The organism is Marilutibacter aestuarii (assembly GCF_006546775.1).
GTDB lineage: Bacteria > Pseudomonadota > Gammaproteobacteria > Xanthomonadales > Xanthomonadaceae > Marilutibacter > Marilutibacter aestuarii.
In genome coordinates, this window is sequence record NZ_VICE01000090.1 from 1 (window position 1) to 18,869 (window position 18,869).

16 protein-coding genes are annotated in these 18,869 nt (G+C 70.2%); 10 read left to right on the plus strand and 6 right to left on the minus strand.

The window, feature by feature from the left end; translation table 11 throughout:
- Both FKV25_RS09460 and FKV25_RS09465 read right to left on the minus strand, forming a co-directional pair.
- Positions 1 to 1,737: DEAD/DEAH box helicase (locus tag FKV25_RS09460; RefSeq protein ID WP_141518554.1), on the minus strand; the 1,737-nt coding region annotated here is incomplete at its 3' end.
- Between the two features lie 105 nt (positions 1,738 to 1,842).
- On the minus strand, positions 1,843 to 2,937 hold the full coding sequence (locus FKV25_RS09465) for a diguanylate cyclase domain-containing protein (RefSeq protein ID WP_170218602.1): 1,095 nt from the start codon (positions 2,935 to 2,937) through the stop codon (positions 1,843 to 1,845).
- A 116-nt stretch (positions 2,938 to 3,053) separates the two neighbouring features.
- On the opposite strand from FKV25_RS09465, the gene FKV25_RS09470 reads away from it, so the two are divergent.
- The 4 genes from FKV25_RS09470 (at position 3,054) to thpR (ending at position 7,862) form a co-directional block, all read left to right on the plus strand.
- Positions 3,054 to 4,622 carry a protein adenylyltransferase SelO gene (locus FKV25_RS09470; RefSeq protein WP_141518556.1) on the plus strand — a complete coding sequence of 523 codons (1,569 nt, stop codon included), beginning with the start codon at positions 3,054 to 3,056 and terminating at the stop codon, positions 4,620 to 4,622.
- A 64-nt stretch (positions 4,623 to 4,686) separates the two neighbouring features.
- On the plus strand, positions 4,687 to 5,325 hold the full coding sequence (locus FKV25_RS09475; RefSeq protein WP_141518557.1) for a hypothetical protein: 639 nt from the start codon (positions 4,687 to 4,689) through the stop codon (positions 5,323 to 5,325).
- A gap of 28 nt (positions 5,326 to 5,353) precedes the next feature.
- Positions 5,354 to 7,258, plus strand: coding sequence for an ATP-binding cassette domain-containing protein (locus tag FKV25_RS09480; RefSeq protein WP_141518558.1), 1,905 nt, complete (start codon positions 5,354 to 5,356; stop codon positions 7,256 to 7,258).
- Positions 7,259 to 7,277: 19 nt separating this feature from the next.
- A complete protein-coding gene (gene thpR, locus FKV25_RS09485; RefSeq protein WP_170218603.1) occupies positions 7,278 to 7,862 on the plus strand; it encodes an RNA 2',3'-cyclic phosphodiesterase in 585 nt (194 codons plus the stop codon).
- A gap of 24 nt (positions 7,863 to 7,886) precedes the next feature.
- Here the strand turns inward: thpR and FKV25_RS09490 are convergent, their stop codons facing one another.
- A complete protein-coding gene (locus tag FKV25_RS09490) occupies positions 7,887 to 8,963 on the minus strand; it encodes a YbaY family lipoprotein (protein ID WP_141518560.1) in 1,077 nt (358 codons plus the stop codon).
- A gap of 76 nt (positions 8,964 to 9,039) precedes the next feature.
- Positions 9,040 to 10,824, minus strand: coding sequence for a M14 family metallopeptidase (locus tag FKV25_RS09495; protein WP_141518561.1), 1,785 nt, complete (start codon positions 10,822 to 10,824; stop codon positions 9,040 to 9,042).
- Between the two features lie 250 nt (positions 10,825 to 11,074).
- Between FKV25_RS09495 and FKV25_RS09500 the strand changes: the two genes are divergently transcribed.
- Together FKV25_RS09500 and FKV25_RS09505 are read left to right on the plus strand one after the other, a co-directional pair.
- Positions 11,075 to 12,655 (plus strand): POT-type proton-dependent oligopeptide transporter, encoded by a 1,581-nt coding sequence (locus tag FKV25_RS09500; protein WP_141518562.1) that lies wholly within the window; start codon positions 11,075 to 11,077, stop codon positions 12,653 to 12,655.
- Positions 12,656 to 12,667: 12 nt separating this feature from the next.
- Positions 12,668 to 13,270 carry a rhomboid family intramembrane serine protease gene (locus FKV25_RS09505; protein ID WP_141518563.1) on the plus strand — a complete coding sequence of 201 codons (603 nt, stop codon included), beginning with the start codon at positions 12,668 to 12,670 and terminating at the stop codon, positions 13,268 to 13,270.
- A gap of 60 nt (positions 13,271 to 13,330) precedes the next feature.
- Here the strand turns inward: FKV25_RS09505 and FKV25_RS09510 are convergent, their stop codons facing one another.
- Positions 13,331 to 13,528 (minus strand): hypothetical protein, encoded by a 198-nt coding sequence (locus FKV25_RS09510; protein ID WP_141518564.1) that lies wholly within the window; start codon positions 13,526 to 13,528, stop codon positions 13,331 to 13,333.
- A 329-nt stretch (positions 13,529 to 13,857) separates the two neighbouring features.
- On the opposite strand from FKV25_RS09510, the gene FKV25_RS09515 reads away from it, so the two are divergent.
- From FKV25_RS09515 to FKV25_RS09530, 4 genes are all read left to right on the plus strand, one after another.
- Positions 13,858 to 14,160: a GNAT family N-acetyltransferase gene (locus FKV25_RS09515; protein WP_141518565.1), complete on the plus strand. Its 303-nt coding sequence runs from the start codon at positions 13,858 to 13,860 to the stop codon at positions 14,158 to 14,160.
- A 157-nt stretch (positions 14,161 to 14,317) separates the two neighbouring features.
- Positions 14,318 to 15,187, plus strand: coding sequence for a DUF3298 and DUF4163 domain-containing protein (locus FKV25_RS09520; protein ID WP_141518566.1), 870 nt, complete (start codon positions 14,318 to 14,320; stop codon positions 15,185 to 15,187).
- Positions 15,188 to 15,275: 88 nt separating this feature from the next.
- The gene (gene cfa / locus FKV25_RS09525) at positions 15,276 to 16,445 is read left to right on the plus strand and encodes a cyclopropane fatty acyl phospholipid synthase (protein WP_141518567.1); all 1,170 of its coding nucleotides are present in this window, start codon (positions 15,276 to 15,278) and stop codon (positions 16,443 to 16,445) included.
- A 123-nt stretch (positions 16,446 to 16,568) separates the two neighbouring features.
- Positions 16,569 to 17,927 carry a glycerophosphodiester phosphodiesterase family protein gene (locus FKV25_RS09530; RefSeq protein WP_141518568.1) on the plus strand — a complete coding sequence of 453 codons (1,359 nt, stop codon included), beginning with the start codon at positions 16,569 to 16,571 and terminating at the stop codon, positions 17,925 to 17,927.
- Here the strand turns inward: FKV25_RS09530 and FKV25_RS09535 are convergent.
- Positions 17,899 to 18,855, minus strand: coding sequence for an NAD-dependent protein deacetylase (locus FKV25_RS09535; protein ID WP_141518569.1), 957 nt, complete (start codon positions 18,853 to 18,855; stop codon positions 17,899 to 17,901). The genes FKV25_RS09530 and FKV25_RS09535 overlap by 29 nt on opposite strands.
- Between the last annotated feature and the right edge of the window lie 14 nt (positions 18,856 to 18,869).

Here is an 18,869-nt window from a genome sequence, read left to right on the forward strand (position 1 = left end):
CGCGCGCCCGCCCTCGGGCAGGTCGCGCGGACGGCTGATGCGCAGCGGCTGGCCGGCGACGCGCACCTTCTTCAGGTGCTCCATCAGCTCCTTGGGAATGCCCTCGGGCAGGTCGACGTAGCTGTGGTCCTGCTGGATGTCGATGCGGCCGATGAAACGGCTCTCCAGCTCGGCCTCGTTGGCGATCGCGCCGACGATGTTGCCCGGTTTGACGCCATGCACGTGGCCGACCTCGATGCGGAAGGTCTCCATGCCGGCTTCGGGTGCGTGCGCGCCACGATCGCGCGGCGGCCTGGGCGCGGCATCGGCGAAGCCCTGTTCGCCGCGGTTGCCCGCGAAGGGACGCGCTTCGCCGCGCTCGGGCTGCGAAGCGCGCTCGGGACGCGGGCGCTCGCGGGGCTGGTCCAGCAACAGCGGCTGTTCGCCCTGGACGAGGCCGGCCAGGGCGGCGGCGATCTCGGCCATCGGCACGTTCTTCTCGCGCTCGTAGCGCTCGACCAGGTCGCGGAACAGCGACAGGTCGGGGCGCTCGAGCGACTCGCCGATGCGGCCGAGGAACTTGTTCACGCGCTGCTCGTTGACCGTGTCGATGCTGGGCAGTTCCATCTGCTCGATCGGCTGGCGGGTGGCGCGCTCGATGGCGCGCAGCATGCCGCGCTCGCGCGGGGTGACGAACAGGATCGCCTCGCCGCTGCGGCCGGCGCGGCCGGTACGACCGATGCGGTGCACGTAGCTTTCGGTGTCGTAGGGGATGTCGTAGTTCAGCACGTGGCTGATCCGCTCCACGTCGAGCCCGCGCGCGGCGACGTCGGTCGCGACCAGCACGTCGATGCGGCCGTCCTTGAGCTGCTGCACGGTCTTCTCGCGCTGCGCCTGCTGGACGTCGCCGTTGATCGAAGCGGCGGAGAACCCACGCGCGGTCAGCTTCTCGGCCAGCTCGTCGGTGCCGAGCTTGGTGCGGGCGAAGATGATCATCGCGTCGAAGGGTTCGGCCTCCAGGATGCGGGTCAGCGCATCGAGCTTGTGCACGCCGCTGACCGACCAGTAGCGCTGGCGGATGTTCGCCGCGGTGCTGGTCTTGTTCTTGATCGAGACCTCGACCGGGTCCTTCAGGTAGGTCTGGGCGATGCGCCGGATCTGGCTGGGCATCGTCGCCGAGAACAGCGCGACCTGGCGCGTCTCGGGGGTCTTCTTCAGGACCGCCTCGACGTCGTCGATGAAGCCCATGCGCAGCATCTCGTCGGCTTCGTCCAGGACCAGGCCGCGGAGCTCCGACAGGTCCAGCGAGCCGCGCTCGAGGTGGTCGATGACACGCCCCGGGGTGCCGACGACCACGTGCACGCCGCGCCGCAGCGCCGCCAGCTGCGGATGGTAGCTCTGGCCGCCGTAGATCGGCAGCACGTGGAAGCCCGGCAGGTGGGTGGCGTACTTCTGGAAGGCCTCGGCGACCTGGATCGCCAGCTCGCGGGTGGGCGCCAGGACCAGCGCCTGTGGCTTCTTCTGCGCCGGGTCGATGCGCGCCAGGATCGGCAGCGCGAACGCGGCGGTCTTGCCGGTGCCGGTCTGCGCCTGGCCAAGCATGTCGCGGCCTTCAAGCAGCGGCGGGATGGTGGCGGCCTGGATCGGTGAGGGCGACTCGTAGCCGACGTCGCGCAAGGCCCGGAGCAACGGCTCGGGCAGCGCCAGGTCGCTGAACTTCATTTGGGGAGTGCTGTCGCCAGCGGTGTCGTCGCTCATCGGGGTGACCCTCGTGCTGCCCGCGAGGGCCAATCGGACATTTTACGCTCCCAACCGCCCCGGATGGTGCATTGCGTCATGGCCGGGTCAGGCGCGATTGGGCTTTCAGCCCAGCACCACGCGATCGCAGCCGCGCAGCCGTGCTTCCCGCATCGCCGCTTCGGCGCGCCCGGTCGCGGCCTTCAGTGCCTCGCGTTCGCGGGTCTGGGTGATCCCGACGCTCAGGGTGATGGGCGTGTCGCCCCCCATGCCGGCGATCGCGCCACGGATCCGTTCGACCACGCGCGTCGCGGCGTCGGCGTCGCTGCCCGGCAGCATGACCACGAAGCTGCGGCCATCCACGCGTGCGAGCAGGTCCCCGTGGCGCAGGCAGTCGCGCATGACGCGGGTCGACCGCTTCATCAGTTCGGCGACCGATTCGTTGCCATGCCGTTCGCGGATGTCGTCGACGGGGTCGAGGTCGAGCCGGACCACCGACAGGTCCTTCTGGATGTCGCGCTGGTGCCGGTGCAGGAAGTGGGCCCGGGTTTCCCAATGGTCGCGGTCGCCGGCTTCGAAAGAGGCCTGGTTGGCAGCGGCCTGGTGCAGGCGCCGGAGCAGACGTTCCCGGTACAGGAAGATGTCCATCGACGAGGACAGTTGCGCGCGGCGCAGGGTGGCCCCGATCACCACGCCCGCGACGAAGAAGAGGGTGTAGGCCCCCCACAGCCCCCTTGGCGCCTCGAGGTACCAGAGCATGCCGTACATCGGCAGGATCAGCGCCAGCGCCGTGGCGACCGCGGTCACGCGGGTCAAGGCGAAGGGCAGCAAGATGATCGCCATCAGCATGATCGGCACGTGGGTCAGGCTGAGGCGTTCGGGTTCGATCGAGGAGGTCACCGCGATGGCGATGCTGAAGAGAAGCGCATAGAGCGTGCCGAACAGCTCGGCGCTGCGGCTGAAGCCCGACAGCCAGGTCAGGCTGGCCAGGATGAGCAGGCCGAAGGTCAGTGAAAGCCGCAGCAGCAGGGTCCACTGGGCGGTGTCGCCCATCATGACCAGGTCGCGTGCCCAGCCCAGCGCGAACAGCAGCGGCAGCCCGAACATGAGCAGGCGCAGCGCGTGGCGCATCTTCTTGTAGGCGAATTTCTGGAAGCGCAGGAACTCGTCGGCCGACAGCCGATGCCTGGCCTTGTCGTAGTTCAGCAGTCCGGAAAACATCGATCGCGCCCCCTGTTCGACTGATCGAGATCCTGTGATGGTCTCGCCTGCCAATCCTTGCGGGCGCCTCGGCATACAATCGGGTGGACCCGGCTCCCTGCCCGGATTCGCGACGCATGCCCACGCCCCCCAGTCTACGCTTCGACAACGCCTTTGTGACGAGCCTGCCCGGTGATCCGGAGACCGGCCGGCACGTCCGCGCGGTCGAGGGCGCGCTATGGTCCCGGGTGGCGCCGGAGCCGGTCGCCGCGCCCCGCATGCTGGCCTGGTCCGCGGACATGGCCGCGCGCCTGGGCCTGGACCCGGGATGGATGCGCACGGAGGCGGCGGCGGAAGTCCTGGCGGGCAACCGGCTGCTGGAGGGCATGGCGCCTTTTGCCAGCAATTACGGCGGCCACCAGTTCGGGCATTGGGCCGGACAGCTGGGCGACGGCCGCGCGATCGGCCTGGGCGAAGTGCTCGATCCGGGCGGGCGCCGCTGGGAGCTCCAGCTCAAGGGCGCCGGCCCCACGCCGTATTCGCGCAGCGCCGACGGGCGGGCGGTGCTGCGCTCCTCTCTGCGCGAGTTCCTGTGCAGCGAGGCCATGCACCACCTGGGCGTGCCGACCACGCGCGCGCTCAGCCTGGTCGGGACCGGCGAGCAGGTGGTGCGCGACATGTTCTACGACGGCCACCCCGCGCCCGAGCCCGGCGCGGTGGTGTGCCGGGTTGCACCGTCCTTCATACGCTTCGGCCATTTCGAACTGCCGGCGTCGCGCGGCGACGTCGACCTGCTGCGGACGCTGGTCGATTTCTGCATCGCGCGGGATTTCCCGCACCTGCAGGGCACCGGCGAATCCTTGCTGGGCGACTGGTTCGGCGAAGTCTGCGAACGGACCGCGGTGATGGTCGCGCACTGGATGCGGGTCGGCTTCGTGCATGGCGTGATGAACACCGACAACATGTCCATCCTCGGCCTGACCATCGACTACGGCCCCTACGGCTGGATCGACGACTTCGATCCCGACTGGACCCCGAACACCACCGACCGCCAGCATCGGCGCTACCGCTTTGGCCAGCAGCCCCAGGTGGCCTACTGGAACCTCTCGCGCCTGGCTGGGGCACTGTCGCCTGTTTTCGACGGGCACGAGGCCCTGCAGGCCGGGCTGCGCCGCTTCGTGGACGCCTATGGCGCGGCCGACCGGGGCAACACCGCGGCCAAGCTCGGGCTGTCCGCCTGCCGGGACGAGGACCTCGACCTGATGCAGGCCTTGCGCGACCTGTTGAAGGCCGGTGAGGTCGACATGACCCTGTTCTTCCGCCACCTGGCCGACATCGATCCGGACGCGCCCTCGCTGGACGGGTTCGACGACGCGTTCTACGACGCCTCGCGCCGCGCGTCGGTCGAGGCGGCGCTTGGCGAGTGGCTGCGGACCTACGCCGCCCGTGTCGCCGGTGACCCCTTGCCCGCGGAGCACCGCAAGGCGCTGATGGATGCCGCCAACCCGCAATACGTGCTGCGCAACTACCTGGCGCAGGAGGCGATCGACCTGGCCCACGGGGGCGACATGTCGCGCACCGAAGCGCTGCTTGCGGTGCTGGGCCACCCCTACGACCTCCAGCCCGGGCGGGAGGCGTTTGCCCGCCGTCGCCCGGACTGGGCGCGCGACCGCGCGGGCTGCTCGATGCTCTCGTGCAGTTCATGAAACCTCGACAGGCGCGGGCGCAGCATCGGCGACACCTGGCTTCGATGGATGGGAGGACACCTCGATGGGACAGCTACTTTCGCAGGGCCCATGCCCGGCCTCACTGCTCCGGAAATGCGGCCTGCTGGTCGTCGCGCTTGCCCTGACCGCCTGCGCCACCGGCAGCGGTCCGGTCGCCAACGGGAGTGCCGGCAAGGCGTTCGTGGGCACGGTGGCCAGGATCGACATGGCCGACCGCCGACTCGCGCTGGCCGACGACAGCCGCACCGGCAACGCCCTGGGGCAGGGCGCCAGCACCCACCTGCGTTTCGACGCCGATACCCCGGTGCGTGAGGCCGGGCGCGCCGTCCCGCTCGCCGGACTCGCCGTGGGCGACCGCGTGCGGGTCGAAGCCGGCGACGACGGCACCCTACCCATGGCCCGCCGCATCGACGTGCTACACGCGCCCGATGCGCCCTTGCCCTGGGGGCGGTACGTGCATGGGCGAATCGTGTCGATCAACACCCGCAGCCGTACCGTCAACCTGGCGCAGGCGGGGACCAACCTGTCGGTCCGCGTGCGCTACGAAGCCGACACCAGCGTGGTCGATCTCCAGGGCGCGCCGATCGACGCCGCCGGGCTGGTGCCCGGAGACGAGGTCGACGTCGTGCTGCGCGTGGTCACGCCCGATCCGGTCGCGCTGAAAGTCACTCGCCTGCGCTGAACACGCGCATCCCCCGTAGAATGGGCGGATGTCCCTGATCAATCTCATCGACGTCGACTACAGCGTCGGCGGTCCCCTGCTGCTCGAACGCGTCAACCTGGCCATCGAGGCGGGCGAGCGTGTCGCCCTGATCGGCCGCAACGGCGCCGGCAAGTCGACCCTGCTGCGCCTGCTGTCGGGCGAGCTCCAGGCCGACGACGGCGAGGTGCGTGGCGAGGACGGCCTGCGCGTGGCGCGACTGGAGCAGGAAGTGCCGGCGGGCGCCGGGGGCGACGTCTGGGACGTTGTCGCCGAGGGCCTGGGCGAGCTGGGCCGCTGGCTGGCCGAGTACCACCACCTCAGCCATGCGGACGAAGTCGACATGGATGCACTGGCCCGCGTGCAGGGCCGGATCGAGGCCGCCGACGGCTGGTCGCTCGACCAGCGCGTGACCGAGACGCTGGACAAGCTGGAACTCGACGGCGATGCGCCCTTCGCGCGCCTGTCCGGCGGCATGAAGCGCCGGGTGCTGCTGGCCCGGGCGCTGGTGTCCTCGCCGGACGTCCTGTTGCTCGACGAGCCGACCAACCACCTCGACATCGAGGCGATCGACTGGCTCGAGGGCTTCCTCAAGGGATGGCAGGGCGCCCTGGTGTTCATCACCCACGACCGCCGCTTCCTGCGTTCGCTGGCGACGCGCATCGTCGAGATCGACCGCGGCCAGGTCACCAGCTGGCCGGGCGACTGGGCGAACTACGTCCGGCGCCGCGAGGAGCGCCTCAACGCCGAGGCGCAGGAGAACGCGCGCTTCGACAAGCTGCTGGCGCAGGAAGAAGCCTGGATCCGGCAGGGCATCAAGGCACGGCGCACCCGCGACGAGGGCCGGGTCAGGCGCCTGAAGCAGATGCGCAGCGAACGCGCCGAGCGGCGCGAGCTGCAGGGCAACGTGCGCATGGACCTCGCCCGCGGCGAGTCCTCCGGCAAGAAGGTCATCGACGCCAAGGGGCTGGGCTTCGCCTACGGCGACCGCGTGCTCGTGCAGGGCCTGGACACCACGGTCTTCCGCGGCGACCGCATCGGCCTGATCGGCCCCAACGGCAGCGGCAAGACCACGTTGATCAAGCTGCTGCTGGGCGAGATCGCGCCCTCGCGCGGCGAGGTACGACTGGGCAGCAACCTGCAGGTCGCGTATTTCGACCAGTACCGGGCGACCCTGCGCGAGGACTGGAACGCGCTGGAGAACGTCGCCGAGGGCCGCGAGTTCGTCGAGGTGGGCGGGAAGCAGAAGCACGTCATCGGCTACCTGCAGGACTTCCTGTTCACGCCCGAGCGCGCGCGCGCGCCGATCACCCGCCTGTCCGGCGGCGAGCGCAACCGCCTGCTGCTGGCCAAGCTGTTCGCCCAGCCGTCCAACCTGCTGGTGATGGACGAACCGACCAACGACCTGGACGTGGAAACCCTCGAGCTGCTCGAGGAACTGCTGGGCGACTACCCCGGCACCCTGCTGCTGGTCAGCCACGATCGCGACTTCCTGGACAACGTGGTGACCTCGACCATGGTCATGGAGGGCGGGGGACGGGTGGGCGAATACGTCGGCGGTTACACCGACTGGCTGCGCCAGCGGCCGCGCCAGGTTCCGTCCACGGCCAGTGTCGATCGAACGGCGGCAGCTGCCAGTCCGGCGGCGACCGACACCGCCAGTGCTGTCCCCGGCGCGCCCTCGCCACGGCGCAAGCTGAGCTACAAGGATGCGCGCGAACTCGAGCAACTGCCCGCTCGCATCGAGTCGCTGGAAGCGCGTCTGTCCGAGCTCACTGCGGCGATGAGCGATCCGGCGTTCTTCCAGGGCGAACCCGACGCGGTGGCCGGACATACCGCCCAGCTGGGCGCCGTCCAGGCCGAGCTCGACGCCGCCTATGCGCGCTGGGGCGAGCTGGAAGGCGAGGCGGGCTGAGCTTCGCGGGCGAGGGCGCATGGACCAGCTGACACTGGGCGGCTTCGAGCCGTCGCCGGAACGGCTTCGCCATCGCCTGTTCTTCGCGCTCTTGCCGGACGCGGCGACGCGGGCACGGATCGAGGCCGTGACGCTCCAGTCGCTGTCCCGCGTTCCCGGAGGCGGGCGCCGAGTGCGTCCGCACCGGTACCACCTGACGCTGCGCTGGCTCGGCGATCATCCGGACGCGCACGCCCACGTGCTGGACATGGCCACGCATGCGGCGCGAGGCGTGCGCTTGGCTCCCTTCGACCTGGACCTGGACCTGCGCGGCGCCTTCCCTTCGGCGCGCGTGTGCTGGCTGGGATGTCGCCAGGCGCCCGCTGCGCTCCCGGCGTTGCGGGTCCGCCTCGACCAAGGCCTGTTGGGTGGTCCCGTGCGCCTGAAGGGCGGGACGGCGCTGGTGCCGCACGTGACGGTGCTGCGCGACTGCATCGATCCCTGGCCCGAAGGCGCGCTCGAATCGCCGGTGCCCTGGCGGGTCGAGCGCTTCGTCCTCCTGCGCAGTGACCTGGACGGCGGGCACGCCTACGAGGAAGTCGCGGCCTGGCCGTTGCAGGGCTGAACGCCTGCCGCCCCGGCGTGCCGGTCAGGGCGCGGGGAAGCTGCCGCAGCCGCGAAAGGTCTCGCCATTGACGTGCAGGCGCGCGCTGGCCTCGAAGGACTCGCCGCTCATGTCGTCCTGGCAGGCGGTGCGCTCGACCTCGAGCCGCACGACGCTGCCGTCCGTGGCCGTGCCGGCATAGCCCAGCCCCTGCGCGGCCGCGCGCTCGACCTCGACCGTGCGTGTGCCGTAGTCGAGTTCGGCCTTGAGCCGGGGCGCATCGCCGGTGCCCACTTCCACGTGCCAACCGGGTTCGTTGCCGGCCGCACGAAAGGCGATGCCGCGACGGGCCGCGGCGCCCCAGGGCGAGGGCGTCTCGACCGGCGTGCAGGCGACGGCAGGTTGTCCCGCAAGCGAAAGCGCGTAAGCGCCGTCGCGTGTATCCAGCGCGTTGCCCAGGTCGTCCTCGTAGCGATTGCCGTCGTCGGCCGAGGCGAGCACGAGCTGCCGGCCGGAGAGGGCCAGCATGGCCTTGCCGTCACCGGGGCGCAGCTGGGCGTCGACGCGCAGGTCGCCGCACTGGAGCGTGAGGCCGGCTTGCGGCACTTCGCCTGGCGTATCGGGCGCGGCGCGACCGGCCACGCGCTTCATCAGCAGCTCGATCGGCGCGTCGCTGGCCGGGTCGACCGCATGACGGGTATCGGTGACGAAGAGCAGTCTGCCGTCGGGGCCCCTCACCGAGGCGTGCAGACCGTACAGGCCGTTCGGGCGCAGCTCCGTGGCGTCGTAGGGCAGGCGGAAGGGAATCGGCGAGCTGCGCGCGTCCTCGACCTCGACCTCGGCCAGGACAGCCCTGGGCGTGTCGGCCAACTGGTTGTCGAGCAGCTGCACGCTCAGTCGCGATCCCGGCGGAAGCAGCATGCGCTCGCGGTAGGTCGCCCGTCCCTCGATCATGGCGTCCGCGGGCGCGGGCGCCGCTTCCGCGGGCGTCGCGGCCGCATCGCCCGCCGCGGTGGCCGGAGCGGGCGGTGTGGGCTGGCAGGCCGAGAGGGCGAGCACCAGGCCTCCCAGCAGGCTCGCGGGCAGGGCATGGGGACGGAAGGATCGAGGGACCAGCTGCATGGGACGCTCCCGCGTGGGTGACGGCGCCAGTATGCGCCGCCGCCGTCTAGGTCGCGTCAGCGCCGGTGCCCGCGCCTCAACGGGAGGGGTCGGCGTCGGTGCGCAGCACCGGGTACAGGTTGTAGCGGTCGTCCCATGCGCTGTGCATCCGGTAGAAGTAGTCCAGTCGTGCCTGCGGACTGTCCGCGAAGGCCTTGTCCGATGCCACGCGCCGTTCGAAGGCGGATTTCAGGGCCGGGTCGCGGTCGAGCATCTCGCGCGCGACCTCCTCGGCGACATAGTCCTCCATGTACTCCTTGCGTTCGAAGGCGTTGTTGAACGCGCCCCAAGCGAGGAGGGCGTCGGGCGCAGCCGGCTCCAGCAGCGCCATGACCAGCCGCGCCTTGGGCTGCGCGATCGGCACGAACAGGGCGCCGGCGCGCAGGTCGTGGCGCCCGCGTGCCCAGTCCCCCTCGACCTCCAGGCGCTGGTGGCCTTCCAGCGGCGTGCTGGCGAACGTCGAGCTCGTGGCGCGGAAGGCCTCGGCCTCGACCCCTTCGACGGGGTGCGCCAGGCGTATGAAGCGGATGTCGTGCACGGCCAGCCGGGGCGCGACACGGTCGGCCTGCGCAGCCGGCACGAGGTAGCCGCCGCGCGGCGCGGTCGCGACGTCGTCCGGGACGATGCGGTCGTACAACGGGACCTTCCAGACCTGCGGTTGGCTTTCGTCGTAGCGGGTCATCAGCGCGCCGGACACCTCCGAGGGCGTGCGGGTGTAGGCATAGCCCCGGAACTCGATGGTGCGCGGCGTGTCGGTCGTCTTGTAGTCCAGAGGCACGGCTTCGCCACCCAGGCGGCTGGCACGCAGGTCGGCGTCGCGCGCCTGGCGCTGCCACTGGCGGCCGTGCCGGGCCACCAGGCTGAGCGATGCGAGGATGGTGTCGTGGGTGGCCTTGACCCGCTCCGGATAGGTCTTCCAGGAGTGGGTCTCCACCAGCATGCCGATGCGGTTGCGCAGCCAGGGATAGCCGTGCGAGAAGCGCGGCGGGGCGACGCCGTCACGGAACCCCGAAGCCGGGTTGTCGTACTCGATGAAGGAGGGGTAGAAGGGCAGGGGCATGGAGCCGGCGCGCTCGAGCGCGGCCAGCACGCCGTCGCGGAACGCCAGGCCGACCTTGCGCATCCCGGCGTCGCCGGCATTCAAGGGCTCGACCTGGATCGAGATGTCGTGTTCGAACTTGGCGCCGTCGGTCACGTGCAGGTCGAGGTAGGCCAGCGGGTCCCAGGCGTTGTACAGCGCCAGCATCGCCTGCATCTCCGGCGCGTCGGCCTTGGCGTAGTCGCGGTTGAGGTTGTAGTTCTGCGCCGTCGTGCGCCAGCCCATTTCCTCCGGGCCCCGCTGGTTGGGCCGGTTCCAGGCCTTGAAGCGTTCATGCCCGTCGACGTTGAAAACCGGCACGAACAGCAGGACCTGCGCGGCCAGCGGGTCGCCCTCGATCTCGCCGTCGAGCATTTCCCGCAGGGCCAGGAAGCCCGCGTCCTTGCCGTCGATCTCGCCGGCGTGGATGCCGCCCTGGACCAGGGTGACCGGCAGGCCCTGCTCGCGCGCCTGGGCCGGGGTGAACGCGCCGACGCGCGATGCCACCAGCAGTTTCATCGGCCGTCCCTCGGGCGTGGTGCCGAAGGTCTCGCACCGCACCGCGTCCGGATAGCGCGCGGCGAAGGCATCGCACAGCGCGATCACTTCCTCGTAGCGACCCGTCCGGACGAACCCGCTGCGCTCGGCGACGGTCCGCAGGCCGTCGTCGGCGGTGGCCGCGGACACGGGAGGGGCGAGAGTGGTGCAGGCAAGGACGAGGGCAGTGCAGAGGCGTCGGATCATCGTAGTTCTGGCAGCGGATGGCAGTGCCGACATGTTAACGGAGCCGTGGCGTTTGGCCCTGGCGCGGGGCACGTCTGCTGCCACCTGCCGTCGGCAGTGAGCGGCCCGGAGCGGCATGCGTACGGACGCGGGGCCCTGCCGCCGACTGGAGCGATGGGTGCCAATGCCCGCTTTGCCGGCATGGGGGCATCCCCCGAGAGGACGATCTGCGGTAGGCTCGCGGGTTAGTGCCTGCTCCCTGGACCGCCTGATGTCGACGAACGCCGCAGCCCCCTCAACGCCCGGGAAGATGCCCCGGCAGATCCCCTACATCATCGGCAACGAGGCCTGCGAGCGGTTCAGCTTCTACGGGATGCGCAACATCCTGGTCCCGTTCCTGGTCAGCAGCGTGCTGCTGGCCTACCTGCCCGAGGCGGACCGCGACGGCGCGGCGAAGGACATCTTCCACACCTTCGTCATCGGCGTGTACTTCTTCCCCCTGCTGGGCGGTTGGCTGTCGGACCGCTTCTTCGGCAAGTACAACACCGTGTTCTGGCTGTCGCTGGTCTACTGCGCGGGCCATGCCTGCCTGGCGCTGTTCGAGGAGAACCGCACCGGCTTCTATACCGGCCTGTTCCTGATCGCGTTGGGCTCGGGCGGCATCAAGCCCCTGGTGTCGGCCTTCGTCGGCGACCAGTTCGACCAGAGCAACAAGACCCTGGCCAAGGTGGTCTACGACGCCTTCTACTGGACGATCAACTTCGGCTCGTTCTTCGCGTCCTTGCTGATGCCGCTGTTCCTGCGCGAGCTGGGGCCGAGCATCGCGTTCGGCATACCGGGCATCCTGATGTTCGTCGCCACGGTGATCTTCTGGAGCGGGCGCCACAAGTACATCCACGAGCCGCCGTCGCCGCGCGACCCCCACGGCTTCCTGGCGGTGGTGAAGACCTCGCTGTTCGGCGCGGGCAGCGGCGGTGGCACCGTCCTGGCGGTCGCCGGCATGGTGCTGGCGGTGGCCTCGCTGGGCCTGATCCCGGCGCTGGGCTTCGTCAAGGCGGCGCTGATCGGGCTGGGCGTGCTGATCGCCCTGGTCGGCATCGGAGCGTCCATGCAGCTCGACCGCGCGCGCGGCCGGCATCCCGACGTGGCGGTGGAGGGCGTGCGTGCGGTGCTGCGCATCCTGATCGTGTTCGCCCTGGTCACGCCGTTCTGGTCGCTGTTCGACCAGAAGGCCTCCACCTGGGTGCTGCAGGGTGCGGACATGCGCATCCCGCACGAAAGCTGGTGGTGGCCGAGCTGGCTGGTGAAGGAGGCCGCGCAGATGCAGGCGCTCAACCCGATCATGGTCATGGCGCTGATCCCCTTCAACAACCTGGTGCTGTATCCGGCCTTGCGGCGGATGGGCTTCGAGCCCACGGCCCTGAAGCGGATGGGCTTCGGCATCGCGTTCTCGGGCCTGGCGTGGATCGTCGCCGGCATCGTGCAGCTGTGGATCGACGGCGGCGACCCGGTCTCGCTGGCCTGGCAGATCCTGCCCTATGCGTTGCTCACCTTCGGCGAGGTGCTGGTGTCGGCCACCGGCCTGGAATTCGCCTACAGCCAGGCGCCCAAGTCGATGAAGGGCACGATCATGAGCTTCTGGCTGCTGTCGGTGTCCTACGGCAACCTCTGGGTGCTGATGACCAATGCCGCGGTGCGCAACGACGCCGTCACCTCGCAGATCGCCAGCACCGGGCTCAGCGAGAACGCCTTCCTGATGTTCTTCTTCGCGGCGTTCGCCTTCGTCGCGGCCCTGCTGTTCGGGTGGTACGCCAAGCACTACCCGATGCAGGACCACTACCGCACGGTCTGACGGAGCGCCCGCATGCTGACCCTGATCCTGATCGCCGTCACCGTGCTGGTGTCATGGCAGGCGTTCGAGCGGCCCCGGCTGATCGAGCGCCTGATCCTGTGGCCGCCGGCGATCGAGCGCAATCACCAGTACGACCGCCTGGTGACGCATGGCTTCATCCATGCCGACTGGCAGCACCTGCTGTTCAACATGATCACGCTGTTCTTCTTCGGACGCGCGGTCGAGCCGGTGTTCGCCCAGTTGCTGGGCCCGGTGGGTTACGTGTTCTTCTACCTGTCGGCGATCGTGGTGGCGATCCTGCCGACCTGGCTCCGCCATCGGCATGATCCGCGCTATCGCAGCCTGGGCGCGTCGGGCGCGGTGTCGGCGGTGCTGTTCGCCTACATCCTGCTGTCGCCGTGGTCGCTGATCTTCGTGTTCTTCCTGCCGGTGCCGGCGATCCTCTACGGCGTGTTCTACGTCGGCTATTCGTTCTGGATGGACCGCCAGGGCGGGGACAACATCAACCACAGCGCCCATCTGTCCGGGGCGATCTACGGCGTGCTGTTCATGCTGCTGATGGAGCCGCGCGTGGGTGCGGTCTTCCTGGAGAGGCTGCTCAACCCGTCGTTCTGAACGTGGCCCGGTGGTCCGGGGCCGGCCCGGGACCGGCCGTGGGCGTGCGGTCCTGACGGCTCAGGCCGCCATCATGGTCTCGACGGGCATGTCTTCCAGGGACTGGCCGTAGGCGCGCGCGAGGCGCTGGTAGACCTCATGGTCGATCACGGAGAACTCCTCGGCGCCGGCGTTGCCGTTGCGGACCATGGAGAACAGGCGCTCGACGAGGACGGAGTCGCTGGCGGCGTGGATCAGGGCAATCTGGTTGTCGGTCATGGACTTAGCTCCCCTCGGTGATCGTTACCTCAATTCCCAAGCATGTTCCGTGCCAACGCTTCAGCTTCCTTTCATCTCACGGTGTGCCAAAAAAAATGTGACGAAGTACGTCAATTCTGGTCCTGCAATGGAGGCTCCTGCCCTTGGACGCCGTCCGCGGACCACCCGGCGTCGGCGGCATCACTTGCGGTGCAGCGGCCCCATGGTAAGGATGGACCGCCCGGTACCGGTGTCCTGCGAGATGAGCAAACGGCGCTGGCCATCGGCGCCGGTCACGTCCCCACCGGGGCAGCCGGCACGCTTCCCGATCCCGTCCCTTGGAGCCAGGCATGAGCCCCCAGAACCCGACCCCGTCCCACGCCCCGGAGATCCACCACGACGGCGACGTGCGCCGGTTCGCCACCACCGTCGACGGCGCGAAGGCCTACCTGGACTATCGCCAGGCCGATGGTGTCATGAGCATCACCCACACCTGGGTGCCTGCCGAGATCGGCGGGCGCGGCATCGCCGGCCAGCTGGTGCGCGCCGCGCTCGAGCATGCGCGCGCGTCCGGGCTGAAGGTCGAGCCCGCCTGTTCGTATGCCGCCGGCTGGATCCAGCGCCACCCCGAGTACGCCGACCTGGTGGCCTGAGCAGGAGGGGGCAGGCCTGCGGTCCTTGCGCTGGGCACCCCGCGAGGGTGGCCGCTGGCGTCCCGGGCATGCGTTTTCCCGTGCGGCGCGGGCCCGTGACCCTCACGTCACGCGGCCCCCGATAACGTTCGCGCATCGAAGACACAGGGGCCCCCGGATGAGTTCGTACCTTGCCGTTTCGCCGCCACGCCTGCGCGACGCGCTCCTGGCTTGCGGCCTGGCAGTCGTGCTGGCCAGCTGCGATCGCGGCGGCGGCACGCCCGAGGCGGAGCCGCCGACGGGCGGCGCGCTCGACGCTGTGGATCAGCCCGCAGCATCCGCGCCGGACACGCCCGTGGGCCCGGTGGAACTGGTCGACGTCTCCGACGCCACCGCCGACTATGTCGTCGGGATCACCTATCCGCCTTCCGCGGCCCGCTATCCCGCCCTGGCGGCCCGACTGAAGGCCTATGCCGACGCGGCCCGCGACGACCTCATGCAGGCCGTGCAGGCGAAGGGCGAGGGTGGCCCACCGAGCCTTTACGACCTGTCGCTGTCGTTCACCGAAGTGGTCGACACGCCCGAGCTGTTCGCCGTCGCCGCGGAAGGCAGCAGCTATACCGGCGGTGCGCACAGCGCGCCCCTGCTGGCGCGCTTCGTATGGCTGCCCAAGGAGAACCGCCTGCTCGAGATCACCGACCTCATTCCGGAGGGCGACGGCTGGCGGGACATCGCCGGGATGGTGCGCGAGCAGCTTCACACCTCGCTCTCGCAGCGTATCGACGCCGACAAGCTGGAGCCGGGCGAGCGCGACGCCATGGCGCGCGAGGCAGGACGCATGATCGACGACGGCACCGGCCCCGAGCCGGAGAACTACCGCGATTTCGAGCCCGTTGTCGACCGCAGCGGGCGCATCGTCGCCATTCGCTTCGTGTTTCCGCCCTACCAGGTGGGGCCGTATTCCGATGGCGCGCAGAGCGTCGAGATTCCCGCGGCCGCGCTGCGTCCCCACGTGGCCCAGGCATACCGCGACCTGTTCGTTCCCTAGTCCGGTCGTCGCTCCGGGCCGCCTTGACCTGACGCTGACGCCCCGTGGCGATATGGTAGGGGCCGGGTACAGGCAAGCGGGGACCCGCATGGCAGACGCCTCGAACCTGATCGGTCACCGATCCGCGACGCGCGGCTTCGCGCGCGAGCGCGTGCACGCGCTGCTCGCCTCGGCCGGCGTACGCGTCCGCGAGGGCGACGGCGGCGGCAGCCAGGACGATGAACTGGTGGTGCACGACCGGCGTCTTTACGGTCGGCTGCTGTTGCAGGGCTCGCTGGGCCTGGGCGAGGCCTACATGGACGGCTGGTGGGACGCGCCGTCGCTGGACGGGGTGCTCGCGCGGATCCTCGGCGCGCGGCTGGACCGTCGCGTCACCGGCGTGGCCGCGCGCCTGGACGGACTGCGTGCCCGCTGGTTCAACCTGCAGACCCGACGCCGAAGCCGCGAGGTCGGCCGAAGGCACTATGACCTCGGCAACGACCTCTACCGCGCCATGCTCGGCAAGCGGCTGGTCTACAGCTGCGGCTACTGGCGCGAGGCCGGTGACCTGGACGCCGCCCAGGAGGCCAAGCTCGACCTCGTCTGCCGCAAGCTGGGCCTGCGCCCGGGCATGCGCGTGCTCGACATCGGCTGCGGATGGGGCGAGGCGCTGAAGTTTGCCTGCGAGCGATATGGCGTCCGCGGCGTCGGCGTGACCATCTCCGCCGAGCAGGCCGGTTTCGCCCGCGCATTGTGCGCCGGACTCCCGGTCGAGATCCGGTTGCAGGACTACCGCGACGTCGACGAGCGCTTCGACCGCATCTTCTCGATCGGCATGTTCGAGCATGTCGGCCACGCCAACTACACCGCCTTCATGGACGTCATGCGCCGATGCCTGCCGGACGACGGCCTGTGCCTGCTGCATACGATCGGTCGCAACGTGTCGCGGCGGATCACCGATCCCTGGATCGCGCGCTACATCTTCCCCAACTCGATGCTGCCCTCGGCGATGCAGGTCAGCCATGCCGTGGAAGGGCGCTTCGTCATCGAGGACTGGCACAACTTCGGTACCGACTACGACCGCACCCTGCAGGCTTGGCGAGACAACATCGAACAGGCCTGGGAGCGCCTGCCGGCCCGATACGACGCCCGCTTCCGGCGGATGTGGCGCTTCTACCTGGCCGGTGCCATGGCCAGCTTCCGGACCCGGCGCGCGCAGCTGTGGCAATGGGTGCTCTCGCCCCATGGCGTCCCCGGCGGCTACGTCGCGCCGCGCTGAGCGACGCCCGTCACGGGGTCACGCCGCCGTTGCCGGGCGGTAACGCGCGCGACATGCCCGCACACGAAGCTGGCGTCGCCGGCGGAGGGGGTGCTGGCGCCACCCCCGCCATTGGAGGCACGCATGAACCCGGACACCCCCGTAGCCCCGTGCCGTCGCGCGACTGCCCGCAGGCGGCTTGCCTGCCTCTTGCTGGCAGGCTGCAGCGTCACGCATGGTTTGCCGGCACTCGCCGCCGGTCCCTCCGCGGCGGATGGCGCCAAGGCCCACGCCGCGCCGTCGCACCATCGCCCGCGCGCACCGCGCGACGGCCTCATCGTCATCGCCCATCGCGGCGCCAGCGGCTACCGGCCCGAGCACACCCTGGAGGCCTATCGCCTGGCGATACGACAGGGCGCTGACTTCATCGAGCCCGACCTGGTCGCCACGCGCGACGGCGTGCTCATCGCCCGCCACGAGAACGAGATATCCGGGACCACCGACGTTGCCCGCCATCCGGAGTTCGCCGATCGCCGCACGACCAAGCGCGTCGACGGCCAGCTGGTCACCGGCTGGTTCACGGAAGACTTCACCCTCGCCGAGATCCGCCGGTTGCGTGCGCGCGAGCGTATCCCCGGCATACGCCCGGACAATGCCCGCTTCGACGGCCTGTACACGATTCCCACCTTCGCCGAGATCCTGCGACTGGCCGCGCGCGAGAGCCGCGGGCATCGCCGCATCGGGGTGTATCCGGAAACCAAGCACCCCACCTACTTCGCGCGCGAGGGTCGCAGGCTGGACGGCTCGCCGATCGGCATCTCGCTCGGGCAGGCTCTGGTCGAGACCCTGGTGGAGGAGGGTTTCACCGATCCCCGGCGGGTCTTCATCCAGAGCTTCGAGTTCGAGAACCTGATCGAGCTGCACGAGGCGATCATGCCGGCGGCAGGCGTCGACCTGCCGCTGGTCCAGCTCTACGACGACCTGGACACGGCCGTGCCCTACGACCTGGCCTACAACGTGGCGCAAGGACGCGACCTGGCGACCGTGTACGGCGAGCTCGGCAGCAAGGTCGAGGGCGGCCTGCAGGCCGGCACGCCGTATGGCGCGTTCGCCACGCCGGCGGTGCTGGGCTGGATGAAGGCGAACTACGCCAGCGGGGTGGGGCCGTGGAAGGGCAACCTGCTGCCGCGCGCACCGCTGGCGCCACCGGTCGATGGCGACGGCGACGGCGAGGCGGAGGTGGTCTCGCGCAGCACCGCGCGCGTGCATCCGATGCTCGGCGATGCACTGGCGCAGGGCCTGCTGGTGCATCCCTATACCCTGCGCGCCGAAGAGGGCTACCTCGCTCAGGCGCCGAACGGCAACGTCGCCACGGCGCTGGCCGAAGCCGTCCAGTTGTATGGGCTGGGCGTCAACGGCTTCTTCATCGACCAGCCGGACGTGGGCGTCGCCGCCCGCGACATCTTCCGCGAGATCAACCGGCCGCTGATCGAGGGGCGTTGACCTGCAAGGGCCCGGCGTCCGCGCGATCGTCCTGACCGGTCGACGCGGATGCCGGGCCGGGGGGCAGGCCAAGCGCCGCGGGCAGGACCTGCACGGCATCGGCCGCCAGCTTCAGCGTCGCCAGCGCATCGGCGCGGGTGACCCCGGCGGTGAGGATCGCCAGGGGCAGTCCCGCTTCGCGCGCCGCCCGGGCGAAGCGGAACCCCGAATAGACCATCAGCGAGGAGCCGACCACGAGCATTGCATCGGCGCGGGCGAGGGCGGCCTGGGCCTCGGCGACGCGGGGGCGGGGCACGTTCTCGCCGAAGAACACGACGTCGGGCTTGAGCAGGCCGTTGCAGGCGGGGCAGCAGGGCGGCCGGAACGCGCCGAAGTCCAGGCCCTCCAGGTCGGCGTCGCCGTCGGGAGCGGCGCCCGCGTCCAGTCCCGTCCAGGCGGGGTTGAGGCGATCGAGCATCGCTTGCACGGCCGCGCGCGGGACGCGGTGGCCGCAGTCCAGGCACACCGTCATGTCGATGCGGCCATGCAGGTCCACCACGCGCCGGCTGCCGGCGCGCTGGTGCAGGCCGTCCACGTTCTGGGTGACCAGGCATTCGACCTGGCCGCGTGCCTCCAGCTCCGCCAGGGCCAGGTGCGCGGGATTGGGCCGGGCGGCGGCCACGACCGGCCAGCCCACGTGGCTGCGCGCCCAGTAGCGGGCACGGGCGAGCGGGTCGCCGGTGAAGGCCTGCCAGGTGATCGGTGGCGACCGCTTCCAGGCCCCGCTGGCGTCACGATAGTCGGGGATCCCCGAACCGGTGCTGCACCCCGCGCCGGTGAGGACGAGTACCCGTCGATGCGCGTCCAGCCAGTCTGCAAGCACGGCGCCCACATCCAGTTCATCAACGGGATCGGGCGGTTTGGCTGACCTGGGTGGGACCGCGGACATGATCCGATGCTACC

Excerpts from the sequence above, each read along its gene's own strand:
- cfa (WP_141518567.1), top strand. The coding sequence starts at position 15,276 with ATGGCAGACGCCTCGAACCTGATCGGTCACCGATCCGCGACGCGCGGC.
- FKV25_RS09495 (WP_141518561.1), bottom strand. The coding sequence starts at position 10,824 with ATGATCCGACGCCTCTGCACTGCCCTCGTCCTTGCCTGCACCACTCTC.
- FKV25_RS09505 (WP_141518563.1), top strand. The coding sequence starts at position 12,668 with ATGCTGACCCTGATCCTGATCGCCGTCACCGTGCTGGTGTCATGGCAG.
- FKV25_RS09510 (WP_141518564.1), bottom strand. The coding sequence starts at position 13,528 with ATGACCGACAACCAGATTGCCCTGATCCACGCCGCCAGCGACTCCGTC.
- thpR (WP_170218603.1), top strand. The coding sequence starts at position 7,278 with ATGGACCAGCTGACACTGGGCGGCTTCGAGCCGTCGCCGGAACGGCTT.
- FKV25_RS09475 (WP_141518557.1), top strand. The coding sequence starts at position 4,687 with ATGGGACAGCTACTTTCGCAGGGCCCATGCCCGGCCTCACTGCTCCGG.
- FKV25_RS09515 (WP_141518565.1), top strand. The coding sequence starts at position 13,858 with ATGAGCCCCCAGAACCCGACCCCGTCCCACGCCCCGGAGATCCACCAC.
- FKV25_RS09520 (WP_141518566.1), top strand. The coding sequence starts at position 14,318 with ATGAGTTCGTACCTTGCCGTTTCGCCGCCACGCCTGCGCGACGCGCTC.
- FKV25_RS09530 (WP_141518568.1), top strand. The coding sequence starts at position 16,569 with ATGAACCCGGACACCCCCGTAGCCCCGTGCCGTCGCGCGACTGCCCGC.
- FKV25_RS09470 (WP_141518556.1), top strand. The coding sequence starts at position 3,054 with ATGCCCACGCCCCCCAGTCTACGCTTCGACAACGCCTTTGTGACGAGC.
- FKV25_RS09535 (WP_141518569.1), bottom strand. The coding sequence starts at position 18,855 with ATGTCCGCGGTCCCACCCAGGTCAGCCAAACCGCCCGATCCCGTTGAT.
- FKV25_RS09465 (WP_170218602.1), bottom strand. The coding sequence starts at position 2,937 with ATGTTTTCCGGACTGCTGAACTACGACAAGGCCAGGCATCGGCTGTCG.
- FKV25_RS09490 (WP_141518560.1), bottom strand. The coding sequence starts at position 8,963 with ATGCAGCTGGTCCCTCGATCCTTCCGTCCCCATGCCCTGCCCGCGAGC.
- FKV25_RS09480 (WP_141518558.1), top strand. The coding sequence starts at position 5,354 with ATGTCCCTGATCAATCTCATCGACGTCGACTACAGCGTCGGCGGTCCC.
- FKV25_RS09500 (WP_141518562.1), top strand. The coding sequence starts at position 11,075 with ATGTCGACGAACGCCGCAGCCCCCTCAACGCCCGGGAAGATGCCCCGG.